The following is a 14772-nucleotide window of genomic DNA, read 5'->3' on the forward strand; positions in this document are numbered from 1 at the left end:
ATAAGGAAATCCAATTGATTTCCTTAAGCGATGTCTGAATACAATAACCCGGTAGCCCTGCTAGAGAAGAATGTAAGGTATGGGGTTACTATAAGTGAAATAATTGCCAACGGCGGTACGATACCTGATAAAACGCTTATGATAGTTTGGATTACTGTTATTATGACAAATACTAAAAGGAAAACAGCAATGACTTTTCCAACGCCAATTTTTGAGATATCCTTTACCACTTCAGGAATGTTAAGACCTTGGCCTAAGCTGCCGGTATTGGCCAGTCTTGCCTCAGCGATAGTGAGGAAGAATGCAAATATGATGAACAAAATGACAGCAGCCATACCGGTGATAGCTATTGAAGTTCCAAATGCAGCCATTGTGGCATCTGAAACGGATGCCAATGCGCTGGTTGAATTTGCAACTGCAGTCACATTAGCAGAATTTGCAGACATTTCCTGAGCCATCTGCAAAACATTTCCCGGAACATTTGCAATCAATGCGACAATTCCAACAAGGATGGAAGGAATAATCATGTATACGATGTTGACAATTATCATCTTTATACCAGTTACGATATCATTTTTCCAATCGAATTCAGGAGCCTTATCATCCATATCGATACCGGATTTTACAATATATACCTGATAACCGGTAATGATTAATCCTATAATCAATGAGATAAGGAATAAGATAGCTGTAAGAATAAAGTATATGCTGGAGCTTTCGGATGCTAAATAAATTGATAATACTCCGCCTACAGCAAATAAACCTAAAACGAATGACAGCACAATATAAATTGCTAGCTTTTCTAAATTGTTTGATGGAAAAATGAATGATTCTTTGATAATATCTAAAATTTCCATTATTATACACCTTTAAAATTATTACTCATGATAAGAGTACATATTACTTTTAAACAAGATAGTATTTAAATCTTAAGTAAAAAAAAAGAAAAAAAGTAGATTTATTTATGCATCAGCATATAATAAACCTAAAGCTCTGTTAGCGAACAGTGTTGCAAATGCGCCTAATACGAGAGTTGCTATAATTACTCCGATATATGGGATAGCAGCAAATAAGCTGATGATTAGGGTTGCGAGTACTGCAATGATCATCACAATGATTACGAATATGATGATTTTTAAGATTCCAATTTTTTTAGCATCTTCTAAAACTCCGCCGATGTTTAATGCTGCTCCTAAATCTTTGGTGTCAGCGAATTTGGCCAAAGCAACAATCTCAAATATTCCGAATAAAATGAATAATATAATAATGATGATTGAAGCTATACCTAATGAACCGACAACATGGTCAAGTCCGGCGCCAAGAACTCCAAAGACAAGCATTAAGACTATAGCAATGATAGATGGAATAATCATATAAACAATACCTATGATTAAAGCCTTAATACCATCAATTAAATTTCCTTTTAAATCAATATCAGGGAAAGCATTTGACCCTTCTATACCTTTTTTGATTACTTCAACACCATATCCTGAAAGAATTAAAGTAAAAACAAAACCTATTATGGTAGCAAGAAGTGCAATAGCGCCTTCCTGAAATCCAAATGAAGCCACAACACTTGATAAGCTTGCAAGAACTGCAAGAACACCTACGATAAGAAAGTTAGTAATGTCAGAAAACGGATATTTTAACGCATCTGAGAAAATTTCACCTAAACTCATATTTTTCACCTATTTTAAATTATTTTATAAAAATACACTCCATTAAAAGTGTCATATTAATATAAAATATTATAGTATATAAAGGTTATTGTTGAAATTAAAAAAAAAGAAAAGAAAAATGATGAATAAATTTATTCATCAATGCCGAAGGATTTTTTAAGCAAGTCAGCGTTTACAAATCCTTCCTTATACATTTTACCGGTAGTCAAATCGTTGATTACAACTTCTGCAGGAGCAAACATTCCCTTATCGATTTGATAGAAATCAAATCCAGCATCTTTAAATACATCAAAGAATGGTTTACCGTATCCATCAGCAGCAGAAGATGGTAATTGAGCAGCTACAGCAGCAATATCATCGCCTTCTTCGGATTCAACATAGTAGTAGGTTCTTCCACCGAACAATACTGCATCGTTGGTTTTACCCATAGCCTTAAGTCCATCAGGGTCGACAGGTGCGATTGGTGCAATACCTGCTGCATGTTTGACTTTGGTAACATCGAATTTGATGAATTCCAGCATTTTGTAGGTTCCGTTTTCAACAACCCTTCCGGCAATTTGGATGGATCCGACAAGAGAGGATGTAGGAGCTACAAGCAAGTATACGTTTTTAACGTCAACATTACATTCATCAGCAATATATTGGGCAACCTCTTCACCTGGCAATACATCTGCTTCTAAAGTTAAAATAGCCAAATCAGCTTCTTTGTCTTCGTATCCAATTTCTTCATAGGTTTCTGCAGGTTTTAATGATATTGCTCTTGCAGGGCCGGAACCTAATGCAAAGAAATCTCCTACAGATACTGACCAACCTGCTTTTTGGGAACCTAAGGTTGAAATGGAAGGTGAGTCAGTTTTAATCTTTACTGAAGGAAGTGCGAATTTTTCAGATAAATCTCCAGGAATTGAAATTCCAACATCAGCAAGTCCGCCAAGACAAACTTTAGTATAAAGTTCTCCTGCTTTAAAGCTTCCATCTACATTTACACCACAATCTAAAACAGTAGCACCGTTTTCTAAAGTTTCTACAGCGATGTTCAATTCATCTGCTTTTTCAATCATTACATCTACGGTTTTTTTAGCTTCTATGTTTACACTTACCATAGTTTTAACCTCATATAAGTATTAACTTAAAAAATATTAAGTTACTGATAAAGATTTTATTGTTATTCTTATTTATATTTGCCTCAATGAATTGTTGAATAGAACAATGAAAATTATTTAAAAAAAGAAATAGAAGTAAATGAAAAAATCATTTACCTAGATAAATCATCTATTTTTTACGATAGAACGGAACAAATGCCACAACTATCAACACTATTACCAAAGCCATTATCGGAAGCCCTGTGTTGACATATTTGTCTTTAGGAACTTTGTCTTTTTTAACAGGCTTTTTCTCTTTTTCTTTATTTACCGGCTTTTTGGTTGATTTTGTAGTTTTCTTATTTGTATCCTTATCGGTTTTCTTTTCAACGACATTCCCTGTGGTAGGAGCATTATCGTCAGCAGTGCCATCTTCTAGGTCTGCATCATCGGTTTCAGTTGCATCTGCATCGGCACCGTCATCGGTTTCACCATCATCAGCCACTTCCTCATCAGCGCCATCAGTTTCATCATCAGTAGCGACATCGTCTGCACCATCAGTTTCGGTATCATCAACTTCATCATCTGTTGAATTTGCATCCTGAATAGATTGCTCATCATCACTAGCGCTTAAGACATCTTCTGAAATCTTATTCTTTATAATGAAACCATCATCTGCATTTCCTGATAAAGTGGTTGAATAATCATTAAGGTCTGTTGCCTGTTGAACTTCGAAAGTTCCGTCATCATCCTGAGCTTTAAAGGAAGCCTTCCAGGAATTGGATTCATCCAGGACTACAGTGTCGACGACTGCACCATCCTTTATAAGATCTACTTTAACCTGATCGGGTCTTTCGCTGGCTTTTCCGCTGTCATCCCAATCAATCTTAACTGAAATCACTTTTGATTTTGAAACTTTTTCAACATCCGCTTCAACGCCTGAGTCATCAGGGTCGTCTGCAGCTGAAATAACGCCTAGAGAAATAATCAGGAAGATTGCTATTACCAATATTGAAAATATCTTTTTATTTAGGATTTTAAATACCCCCATTAATATTCAATGATATTGGATATCTATCGAAGATATATTTAAAGATATTTGAAGAAATTGAATCTTCATCAAAAAAAGAGGATGGAAAAAAGTCAATATCTGTCAAAATGAACTTTACTTTCATTATAGCGTAGTTTTACTTCACCTTCCCTAAGCGGCCATCCGACACATATTACCGAAAATGGAATGCAGTAATCGGGAATTTCCAAATATTCCTTCAATTTCAAGGTTCTATCTTCAATCGGATAGAATCCCAGCCACACGGCACCAAGCCCTTCGTGAGTAGCCTGCAATAATATATTTTCGTTGCAGGCTCCGAGATCCTGTTCAATCATCCTGTGGACTTTCGCCTCATTCAGATTTCCCAAAGTAATTATCAGATGAGATGCATTAGCTGCAGGAGTTGCAAATCTATGCATTTTGGAAATGGCTTTCCTATCCTCCTTTTTAGAAACTACAATGAATTCCCAAGGCTGTGAATTGCAAGATGAAGGTGCTTGCATTCCAGCTTTTAGCAAATTTTCAATAAGCTCATCACTTACCTTTTCATCCTTGAATTTTCTAACGCTTTTTCTTTTAAAGATTACACTCATTTAACCACCGAACAGCTCTTCAATTTCTTCCCTCACATAAGGATAGTCGTTTACATCTGTCAATACATGTATTTGGTCACTATATCTGATGTGGAAATCTTCTGTCGGAATCACATATTTGCCGTTTCTTATAACGGATACGACAATAGCATTTTTTGGAAATGGAATGTCCTTGATTTTAAAATTAATATAATTGCAGTCCAAAGGCACCAAATACTCTGACAATACATGTTTTGAAGGCTTTTTAACAAATTCCCTATTTTTATTCAACAGTAATCTGTCATATAATGACTCATAAATCGGCTCGTTTCCTAAAAGTGTAGGAACCACATAAGCTATCAGAGACACGATAATCATTGCAACCAACGATTCTGTCGAACCGCACATCTCGGCTATCAGGACAACGCCGGTGATTGGAGACCTTACGGTTGCCGCGAAAAATCCCGCCATTGAGATTACGACAAACTTATAAATCAGGTCATGCTCAAACCCGAAGATTGGAACAACAGCAGAACCGAATACCGCTCCGATATATGCACCCAGTACCAAAATAGGCAAAAATATTCCTCCCGGAGCGCCTGATGAGAATGAAAACATTGAAAACAGGTATTTCAATACAAGCAATAATGCCAAAACGCCCAATGAAGGCATTGCAACATCAAGGATGTCCATCATAAAGTGTCCGCCATCACTGATTTCAGGAATGGTGAGCGCCACAACGCCAGATACCAGAAATACCAAAACAAACTTGAGCCAGGATGGAATTTTTAAATTTGCCACAAAATCGCTTGATTTAATCATTCCAACATTGTAAACATATCCCAAAAGACCGATTATAACCCCTAAAACGATTAAAAGCCAGTAGTATTCAAGGGGAATATTGTGAATCGGAAATGTCAGCGCAGTGGACTGGCCGAAAATTATCTTTGATATGAAGTCAGAGACTATTGCAGATACCATAGCAATGAAAACCAGAGTCTTGTCAAATCCGTGATTTATCTCTTCAAAAACGAATATCACACCTGCCAATGGCGCATTGAATGCAGCAGTGATACCGACAGCCGAACCGACAAGAATCAACCTTAGCTCATCAGTCTTGGATCCCTTAAACAATTTGGCAACGCCTTTTCCTGCCATACCCCCAATCTGAACTGACGGGCCTTCAGGACCTAAGGACAGACCGCCAAGGGCTGTCAAGACACCGGCAGCAATCTTTGAGAAAAGCACCTTGGCCCAATTGGCTTCCATGTGTCCCTTTATCTCGGCATAGACCTGAGGTATTCCGCTTCCGGCTGAATCGATTTCCCATTTTGTCAACAAATCAACCAAAAGCCCCATAATAGCCAGAGCGATAAAAAACAGAACAGTATATATCAAATTTCCATTGATTACACTCAAATACTCTCTTAAAACATGTTCAGAACCGTAAAGCAGGTATCTATATAGGCATACCATCAATCCTGCAAATATACCCACCATTACACCTTGAATTGTCAAACGGAAGATATATTTAGGATTTTCACTTACGGATTTCAATGTTTTTTCAAGAGTTTTCATTAATAATAATATTATTCTAAATCATATAAATGATTTTCAAAATCCTCTACAAAATAGCGAATATTCTTTCTGCTTTTTGTGTAGATTAGATGGCCTTTTTCCGGATGGATTTCTTATCATCGATTACATCTATTTTCGAAATGCCTTTAGAGTCATGCAATTTTTCGTTGAAGCTTTTGCGGGCCATAGCATTAGCTAATGCAAACTAGTTAAAATTTATTGTAATAAAAAAAAGTAAAAAAAAGCTATAAAATAAATTATAGCCTTAATCGTCTAAAATGACAGCAGGTTTAATCAAGTCACGTGGTTTGTCCCTCATGATTATCATAGCTTCGTAGATGTCATCGAAGTTGGTGAATCTGTGAGTGATCAATTTGCTTGAGTCGAATCTGCCGTATTCTACCAATTTTACGAGCTGTTCCATTCTGGCACGTCCACCAGGACATACTCCACCACGGATTGTCTTGTCTGCAAGACCTGCTCCCCATGCAAGTGCAGGCAATGGGATTTCCGCTACGCCGTCATAGTGGTTTACGTTACCTAATGTACCGCCTACTTTGAGAACTTCAAGTCCTTCTCCGACAGCGCTTGCGCCACCACCGGCGACAACTACTTTGTCTACACCTTTGCCGTCAGTCAAGTCCATAATCTGTTGTACGGTGTCACCGTCGTGATAGTCAACAATGTCTGAAGCACCGTATTCTTTTGCGACTTTTACTGATACTGGTCTGCTTCCTACAGCAAGAATTCTTGATGCTCCCATGAAGTGTGCTCCTGCTACACCCATAAGTCCTACAGGACCGATACCGAATACAGCTACAGTGTCCCCAGGTTTGATGTCAGCAAGTTCAGCGCCGTAGAAACCTGTAGTCATCATGTCTGATATCATTACCGCTTTGTCTACTGAAACATTGTCAGGCAAGTGTGCCAGGTTACCGTCTGCAAGGTTTACATGGAAGTGTTCAGCGAATGTTCCGTCCTTGAAAGTGATGAAGCTCATTCCTGTACCCATTCCGTAACAGTGCTGACCGAATCCTTCTTGACCTGGAACTGTCAGCCAGTCAGGAGTGATTGCAGGTACGATTACGCGGTCACCAGGCTTGAAGTCCTTTACGTGGCTTCCGACTTCTTCAACAACACCGGTAGCTTCGTGACCTAAAATACGGTTTGGAGCGTCGCTCATGTAAGCGTTTCCCCAGACGATATGAACGTCAGAAGTACATGGTGCAAGTGCGATTGGCTTTACAATTGCATCATATGGTCCGCATTCCGGTTTGTCCTTTTCAACCCAGTCCATTACATCTTGATCGATTCTTGCAAGTCCTCTCATAATTTTTGTCTCCTAAAAAATTTTTTAGAAGCTGATTAAAATTTAATCAACTGTAATATTATATTTACCTTAATAATTATTTAAATATTGTTAATAAATTGAATAATATTCATATGATTGAAAAAAGCATAACCATTTTTGAACCAATTCAATAAATTATTATGTAATGAAAAATAAATCTAACAATATAAAAAATATGGTTCAAACTCGAATTGAACTAAAGGATGAGTTTTTATGTTTAATATTGCAATGCTATTAAATCAAATCGATGACGTGATGTACTTTCCAATCCTGATTATCGTAATGGCGATAGCGGGATTGTATTTCACTTTTAAAACAAGGGGGGTGCAGATTAGGCTCTTTGGTGAATCTCTTAGAATTCTTTTGGAACCTCCTGAGAAGAGGGTGCCGTGTCCTCCCTGCAGGCAATGCTGGTATCCACCGCTTCAAGGGTAGGGACAGGAAATATCATAGGAGTATCTACAGCAATCTGTCTCGGCGGTCCGGGATCAGTTTTCTGGATGTGGCTGATGTGTATTATAGGTGCGTCTTCAGCGTTCATTGAAAGTACGCTGGCTCAGGTCTTCAAGCAAAGGGACCATACCGGCCATGCCTATGGTGGTCCGGCATATTATATCGAAGAGGGCTTGAACAATAAAAAATTGGCCATTCTATTCTGCTTATTTTTAATTATGACATATGCAGTAGGATTCAATATGCTCTGCTCATTTAACCTCCAGTCCACATTTGTTGAATACCCATTTTATAACCCGACCACAACCCCAATCATAATCGGTGCAATACTGGCCATTCTAACAGGATACTGTCTTCTTGGAGGGGGCAAAAGAATCATCAAGATTACAAGTACAGTTGTGCCGTTCATGGGACTTGCCTATGTTGCCATTGCACTGATAGTGATATTGTTTAATATCCAGCACATCCCCGCAATGTTTGCCCTAATCTTTAAGGATGCATTCGATTTCACATCAATATTCGGCGGGGTGGCCGGTTCTTGTATGGTTTATGGAATCAAAAGGGGACTCTTCTCAAATGAGGCGGGTGTAGGTTCAGCTCCAAACGCTTCCGCTTCCGCAAACGTGACACATCCTGCAAAGCAGGGCCTGGTGCAGACCTTATCCGTTTATATTGATACATTGCTTTTGTGTACTGCTACCGCATTGATGTGCCTTTCCACTGGAATACCTATAAGTCCAGTTGTTTCAGGAGCTCCATATGTACAGAATGCAATCGCAACCGTATTCGGCAGTATAGGCCCAATATTCATCACAGTTGCGATGGTGCTCTTTGCATTTACCACATTGATTGGAAATCTCTATTACGTAGACAATGCCCTGATTTTCTTGAACGGCAAAACAAAGCCTTCAGAAAGATTCATGAAAATGTTCCACGCACTGTGTGCATTCGTTGTCTTTATAGGAGCTACCATTTCCATGGATGCCGCCTGGGCTATGGCAGACATCACTATGGGAGGCATGACCCTAATCAACCTGCCTGTCTGTGTGCTTCTAGGTAAAATCGCAATCGACTGTCTTAAAGACTACGAAGCACAAAGGAAATTAGGAAAAGAGCCTGTCTTCAAGGCAGCTTCCATAGGACTGAATGAAGAGGAGTTTGATTTCTGGAAATAGCTATCATTTCCAGAACACATTCCCACATTTAAAAAGTAAGTTCAATAGCAATATGTGAACTGAATTTTAATTTAAAAAAAAAGATAACGGTTGTGGAAAACTCCCATTCCACAACATCAATAATTTAAAGATCTAAAAAATTACTTTTTTTCTAATGAATCCTTAATGTCCTTAACTGTCTGGATGTCGTCATCCGGTGAATCTGAACCCATTATTTGAACGCAATAGTATGATCCGTCCTTTTCAAATACTCCAGTTGTATACTGATGATTGGTCACCAATTTCTCAACCACTATATTTACGCCGTCTTCATCATATGTCTTTAGCAATTCAAATTCGGCCGGTCCGCTGCTGACCTCTTCACCATCCTTATATTCGGTTACATTCATGTCTACAAATAGACTTGCAGGTGATTCGCTTTTTACAATATGGTCATATTCGTCCTTTTGTATTTCCCTTACGGTTATTGTATTCAGTAAACCGTTGTCATCGCTTATTAGCTGAACACCATTATCAATATCGGCATTATTATCTGAAAATCCGTCAATTCCTGCAAATTTAAAGGTATCTGCTTCTATATCGCTATCAAACCATCCGGCACTAACCATGCTCAATGAAGTAATAGCTATCATTAATATTGCTGTAAATAACAAAATTCTTTTTAGATTCATTGTTTTTTCCTCCAAATCATAGATAATAGATGGTTTATTGAAATATTCATATAAACTTATTGTAAAACATGCACGATAAAAATCAAAAAAATAAGCTATTGTCAGAAAAGAGTAATAGAAGCTTCTCCAGGTGTTTTTCCTTGTTTTAACCTGGACTTCCCATATTCATATATTCTGAAACAGATTATATTATCTTGGTTGTTAAATTGGGCATTATGAAGAGGAATTTAATTTTCGCAAGTGAAGTGTCATTTCCTGAACTTATAATTTCAATGCATCCTTTGAGCAACTGTGAATGCAGTTAAGGCATAATATGCATTCCGTTGCGTTTTCTCTTTTTCTTGAATTATCAAGCATATGAACATCCATCGGACATGACTTAATGCATTTGCCGCAATCAACACACAAGTCTTCATCAACTTTCACCCTTAAAAGTGAGAAATAGCTGGATATCTTTAAAAACACAGTTATCGGACAGACGTATTTGCAGAATGCCCTGTTGTCCTTTAACTTATATGCCAATATGATTCCAACAACATAATAAGCTAGATTTCCGGCAATGAACAAATAGTATATTATCAAATCCAAATTGGAAAGCTTCAAAACAAACAGTGAAACTACACCGCACAATATTCCTGCAAACAGCACATATCTTATATATCCCCAGTTTTTTCTGGGATTCTGTGGAGTCTTATATGGAAGCAGATCCAGCACCATCGCAGTCCAGCATGCATATCCGCACCATCCACGGCCAAACAAAAGAGGTCCAAGAATCTTTGCAACTAAAAAGTGAACTACCGCCGCTTCAAAAACACCTAAAAATAAGTAATACCAAAATCCACTCATGGATAAGTTTTCATGACCTAAAATTCCAACATAAAAAAATAGATAGCTTCCAACTGCCAGCAATATAATATTTCTTGCATATCTGTTATTTCTTGCCATGAAAAACAATCCAATGGAAATGGCTGAACCGATATAGAGGAAATTGAATATGAAAAATGTATTTGAAGTGACCAGATACATTACGACAGCTATAACAATGAATATGGCTTCCATTATTATTGGCGTTTTAATATTCAGTTTGAACTCCTCCATGTGTTTCCACAGTTTGCGCAGCGTATGAAATTGGTCGGAGCCTCATCGGCAGACCTTGTCTGAACTGTCCACCAGTAGCCCTTTGTCCCGCCGCACTTATAGCAGGTTATTGTTGTTGTAGGCAGGGCAACATTATCCCTATCGGTGACAATCACCTTTGTCTCAGGATTGGTTTCACCTTCCATGTGGTACTGCTCCTCCAAATCCTCATCAGTTAATGACTTTTCATAGCCACAGCTACATCTGATGACACCTTTTTTTGGCATTAGCATTGCACCACAATCAGGACAGAATTCCATATCACAAAACACCATTAAAAATTCGTAAGTATTAGTTTAGTAAAACAAGTAAATAAAATAATCGGTTGAAAAAAATAGTTAAAAAAAGTTTGAATGTGAAAGGGTCAACCTTCCACCATTATCAGCTTGCCTGTAGCAGGGTCCTTATACACCTTACCCATCTCAGTGTATCCCTGACCTGAACTGTTTGAAGTGTCTGGAGTTTCGTTCAGTTCCTGACCCTGGTCAACTTCAGTCATCTTCTGCATCTGGTCATGAATATTCTGGCTCGGGTCAATCATTGCCTGCATGTTCCAGCTTATGATAACAAACACAAGAAATCCAACAGCAATAACAAGCATTGCATCCACTAGGTTGGATGTACCTGCCATCGGGTCTTCCTCAACCCTCTTAGTTCGCCTTCGACTACTTTTTCTCGGCATAATATCACTATTTATTCATATAATCAAGGACTGCATCCATTAAAGCATCCAAATCGGACAGATATCTGTCATACCATCCTGATCTGACTTTTCCAATAAAGTAACACAATGCACCGGAACCTATACCTACAATAGTAGTGTTGAATGCGACAGTTAAGGAATTTGCAAGAGTGTTAATGTCACCGGCGCCTAAAGCGGCAAGACCCGGACCCATCGGAATTAATGTACCCATCAAACCTAAGGTAGGTCCGATACGGGTAATGATGTCGGTTTTCTGCAATGTGGATAAAGTTTTTTCCTCTTCAAATTCAAATAGCTTACGAGCCAATGCTTCTCTTGAGTCTTTTCCTAAAGACTCTGAAGATGCAATTTCCATTAAAGCCCTTTTTTGAGCTTTAGGAATGTTAGCTCTTGAAATTACACCTTTAAGAGCATCAACAGATTCGGCCGCATTAATATCATATATTAAGTCTCTAATGGTTCCTACAGGAACCTTTTTTCTAGAAGTATATTCTGCAATGGCCCCACCTAATGTAATAATGGAGATGATGACAATTACAAGCAATATAATCAATACAGGAATTGTTAAGCTCTGTGAGATTACATCAAGGGAACCAGTTAAAAATTCACCACCAGGAATATTTAAAGCCATTTTTTCACCTAAATCTATTCTAAAATACTTCTTCCGTTTTTATTTAAAATAATACCGCCCGCTATTAGAATAGCAAACGCTAATATTACCATGAGTATGTCTTGAGGAGAACCAATAGTAATAGGACTTGTGGTTTTTGTCAATGCTCCGGCAATGTTTGGAATGACAATTGCTGAAAGCAGGAAATACGCACCAAGCAAAAGCATGAAATTGCCCAAAACAACAGGATAAGGCTTGTTGATGTATTTTACTATAGTATTTGATGCAAAATAAGTCACAATCATAACGCCCACAAGTGCTGCTGCGGCATACCAGCTCAAATCAAGTGAGCTGACCCCGATAGTCGGCGCAACAATCAAAACGCTTGCAATAATTGAACCGAAACAGCATGGACAAGGAGCAATGATAGCCAGTGAAGTTGCAGTTGAAGTGTTCTTGTCATGTATTTTCCATTCCCTTATTGTAAAGAGGCCTGCAATGATCATTATTGAAGCCATTATGATGTAGAATATTGTATTATAACTATAGATTGCTTGGATAAGTTGGTCTGCAAAAAATGAAGCGATGTATGAAATAAGAATAACTCCTCCACCATATGCGATGCAGATTGCCGCAAACAGTTTTTTAGGTAGATTTGCCAAACCTGACGCCAATCCTATCTTTATTCCAAAAACAAGGACTGACGCAAAAATACCAACTTGCCATAAAACACTCATCATATCCATATCAATTTCCCCATAATCAATTCAAATTTAATTAATTACAATTTATTATTACTATAACAAAGTATATAAATTTTTTAATAGCGATGTGCAATGAAAAGAACATCAAAAATATATTTCTTTTTAATAATTTAAATAATTATTAGTAAATTTTAAGTTTTGAAAAAAATAAAATAATTAATATTAAAAATTAATGAGGCAAAACATGTTTTGGAACGAAGAAATTGAAACCATGCCAAGGCAAGACCTTGAAGAACTACAGTTAAAAAAACTTCAGGCAACCGTAAAAAGAGCATTTGACAAGATACCATATTACAATAAGAGGTATACTGAAGCTGAAGTTTTTCCAGAAGATATAGAGACTCTAAAGGACATTGAAAAGCTTCCATTCATTACAAAAGATGACTTAAGGGAAAGCTATCCCTTTGGACTGTTTGCTGTTGACATATCCGAAATCAAAGAATTGCATTCATCATCCGGAACCACAGGAAAACCGGTGGTGTCAGGATACACTTCAAAAGACTTGGATACCTGGGGCGAAACCACCGCACGTGGACTTACCATGATGGGCCTCGGTGAAGACGACATCCTGCAGAATACACACGGATACGGAATGTTTACAGGCGGTTTTGGAGTTCACTACGGATGTCAGAAAATCGGCGCGACAATCATTCCGATTTCAACAGGCCAGACCCGCAGACAGATTGAAATCATGAACGATTTCGGAACCACCGGATTGATTTTTACCCCATCCTATGGAATACACATTGGGGAAGTTGCCCTTGAAGACGGACTTGACCCAAAAGATTTTGGAATCAAGGCCATCGGATTTGGAGCGGAAGGATGGACCGAAGAAATCAGACAGAGAGTGGAGGAACTCTTCGGCTGCAAAGCATACAACATCTATGGATTGACCGAACTCATGGGACCTGGCGTTGGCGTGGAATGTGAAGCGCAGAACGGTCTGCACATTGCAGAAGACATATACTACCCCGAAATCATCGACCCAAATACCGGCAAAGTAATAGGCGCTGAAAAGCCTGGAGAGCTTGTCCTGACAAATATTGAAAGGGAAGGAATGCCGGTCATCAGATTTAGAACAAAAGACCTGACCAAAATTACATACGAAAAATGCAGCTGCGGCAGAACCCATGCAAGGATGAGCAGAATTACCGGCAGATCCGACGATATGATTAAAGTGAAAGGCGTGGCTATTTTCCCATCACAAATCGAAAAAGCATTGCTTAGAATCGGTGAAGTAGAGCCTCATTATATGATTATAGTTACAAGACCTGGAACCCTGGATGAAATCGAAGTGAAAGTGGAAGCATCCCAGAACATCTTCTTTGACGGCGTAAAGGAAATGATGGCGATTCAACATAAGATAGCCAAATCAATCGAGAACGAAACCGGAATCCGCGTGAAAGTAACACTGGTTGAGCCAAAGACCTTGCCAAGATTTGAGGGAAAAGCGAAAAGGGTTATTGATGAGAGAAACTTGCATTAGGTGATTATCATGAAAATCAAACAATTATCAATATTTTTACAGAACAGAATGGGCAGCCTATCAAAGCCATTGGAGGTGCTATCTGAACATGACGTCAACATTAGGGCAATGTGCATGGCCGACACTTCAGAATTCGGCATTTTAAGATTGGTTGTGGACAACCCTGAAAAGGGAAAAGAGGTTCTGGAAGAAAAGAACTTCCTTGTTAAGATAACTGAAATCATCGGTGTTGAGATGTGTGATGCGCCTGGAGGATTGACAAGCGTTCTAAAAGTCATCAAAGACAACGGAATTGATTTGGAATATCTCTATGCATTTACACACAATAAGGTGAACAAAGCCATATTGCTGCTTCATGCAGACGACATCGACAATCTGATTTCCGTATTGACAGAAAACAACATCAAAATCGTTTCTGCCGATGACGTATACAACTTATAAGATAATTTTTCCAATTATC

Annotated in this window: 16 protein-coding genes; 3 read left to right on the forward strand and 13 right to left on the reverse strand. The window is 38.3% G+C overall.

Translation table 11 applies throughout. From position 1 onward, the window contains the following. Window positions 1-23: 23 nt before the first annotated feature. The 7 genes from ACJMLD_RS03360 to ACJMLD_RS03390 all read right to left on the reverse strand — a co-directional run bounded on the left by ACJMLD_RS03360 (window position 24) and on the right by ACJMLD_RS03390 (window position 7292). Entirely contained in the window at window positions 24-857 is an 834-nt protein-coding gene (locus ACJMLD_RS03360) for a DUF4013 domain-containing protein (protein ID WP_405267967.1), read from the reverse strand. 105 nt (window positions 858-962) lie between these two features. Further along, a complete protein-coding gene (locus tag ACJMLD_RS03365; RefSeq protein WP_405267969.1) occupies window positions 963-1679 on the reverse strand; it encodes a DUF4013 domain-containing protein in 717 nt (238 codons plus the stop codon). 131 nt (window positions 1680-1810) lie between these two features. Next, window positions 1811-2782 carry a methenyltetrahydromethanopterin cyclohydrolase gene (mch, locus tag ACJMLD_RS03370; RefSeq protein WP_405267971.1) on the reverse strand — a complete coding sequence of 324 codons (972 nt, stop codon included), beginning with the start codon at window positions 2780-2782 and terminating at the stop codon, window positions 1811-1813. A gap of 169 nt (window positions 2783-2951) precedes the next feature. Continuing rightward, window positions 2952-3812 carry a Cna B-type domain-containing protein gene (locus ACJMLD_RS03375; protein ID WP_405267973.1) on the reverse strand — a complete coding sequence of 287 codons (861 nt, stop codon included), beginning with the start codon at window positions 3810-3812 and terminating at the stop codon, window positions 2952-2954. Window positions 3813-3904: 92 nt separating this feature from the next. After that, the gene (locus ACJMLD_RS03380; RefSeq protein ID WP_405267975.1) at window positions 3905-4405 is read right to left on the reverse strand and encodes a nitroreductase family protein; all 501 of its coding nucleotides are present in this window, start codon (window positions 4403-4405) and stop codon (window positions 3905-3907) included. Beyond that, a complete protein-coding gene (locus ACJMLD_RS03385; RefSeq protein ID WP_405267976.1) occupies window positions 4406-5962 on the reverse strand; it encodes a ClC family H(+)/Cl(-) exchange transporter in 1557 nt (518 codons plus the stop codon). Window positions 5963-6227: 265 nt separating this feature from the next. Further along, entirely contained in the window at window positions 6228-7292 is a 1065-nt protein-coding gene (locus ACJMLD_RS03390; RefSeq protein WP_405267978.1) for an NAD(P)-dependent alcohol dehydrogenase, read from the reverse strand. 410 nt (window positions 7293-7702) lie between these two features. Here ACJMLD_RS03390 and ACJMLD_RS03395 point away from each other — a divergent pair, with 410 nt between their 5' ends. Next, window positions 7703-8941, forward strand: coding sequence for an alanine/glycine:cation symporter family protein (locus tag ACJMLD_RS03395; RefSeq protein ID WP_405267980.1), 1239 nt, complete (start codon window positions 7703-7705; stop codon window positions 8939-8941). 140 nt (window positions 8942-9081) lie between these two features. Here the strand turns inward: ACJMLD_RS03395 and ACJMLD_RS03400 are convergent, their stop codons facing one another. From ACJMLD_RS03400 to ACJMLD_RS03425, 6 genes are all read right to left on the reverse strand, one after another. Continuing rightward, complete coding sequence (locus tag ACJMLD_RS03400; RefSeq protein ID WP_405267982.1) at window positions 9082-9612, reverse strand: hypothetical protein; 531 nt, start codon at window positions 9610-9612, stop codon at window positions 9082-9084. 261 nt (window positions 9613-9873) lie between these two features. After that, window positions 9874-10710 (reverse strand): 4Fe-4S binding protein, encoded by an 837-nt coding sequence (locus ACJMLD_RS03405; RefSeq protein WP_405267984.1) that lies wholly within the window; start codon window positions 10708-10710, stop codon window positions 9874-9876. Further along, window positions 10692-11009, reverse strand: coding sequence for a transcription factor S (locus tag ACJMLD_RS03410; RefSeq protein ID WP_405267986.1), 318 nt, complete (start codon window positions 11007-11009; stop codon window positions 10692-10694). The genes ACJMLD_RS03405 and ACJMLD_RS03410 overlap by 19 nt, the downstream gene beginning before the upstream one ends. Before the next feature lie 104 nt (window positions 11010-11113). Continuing rightward, window positions 11114-11434: a DUF2149 domain-containing protein gene (locus tag ACJMLD_RS03415; RefSeq protein ID WP_405268024.1), complete on the reverse strand. Its 321-nt coding sequence runs from the start codon at window positions 11432-11434 to the stop codon at window positions 11114-11116. A gap of 4 nt (window positions 11435-11438) precedes the next feature. Further along, window positions 11439-12083 (reverse strand): MotA/TolQ/ExbB proton channel family protein, encoded by a 645-nt coding sequence (locus ACJMLD_RS03420; protein ID WP_405267987.1) that lies wholly within the window; start codon window positions 12081-12083, stop codon window positions 11439-11441. A 14-nt stretch (window positions 12084-12097) separates the two neighbouring features. Then, window positions 12098-12808: a DUF2162 domain-containing protein gene (locus ACJMLD_RS03425; protein WP_405267989.1), complete on the reverse strand. Its 711-nt coding sequence runs from the start codon at window positions 12806-12808 to the stop codon at window positions 12098-12100. Window positions 12809-13010: 202 nt separating this feature from the next. Between ACJMLD_RS03425 and ACJMLD_RS03430 the strand changes: the two genes are divergently transcribed. Together ACJMLD_RS03430 and ACJMLD_RS03435 are read left to right on the forward strand one after the other, a co-directional pair. After that, window positions 13011-14312, forward strand: a complete 1302-nt coding sequence (locus tag ACJMLD_RS03430) for a phenylacetate--CoA ligase family protein (RefSeq protein ID WP_405267991.1) — start codon at window positions 13011-13013, stop codon at window positions 14310-14312. Between the two features lie 9 nt (window positions 14313-14321). Next, window positions 14322-14753, forward strand: a complete 432-nt coding sequence (locus ACJMLD_RS03435) for an acetolactate synthase (RefSeq protein ID WP_405267993.1) — start codon at window positions 14322-14324, stop codon at window positions 14751-14753. Window positions 14754-14772 lie beyond the last annotated feature (19 nt).

The sequence above is a fragment of the Methanobrevibacter sp. genome (assembly GCF_045112895.1).
In the GTDB taxonomy this organism is placed as follows: Archaea; Methanobacteriota; Methanobacteria; order Methanobacteriales; family Methanobacteriaceae; genus Methanocatella.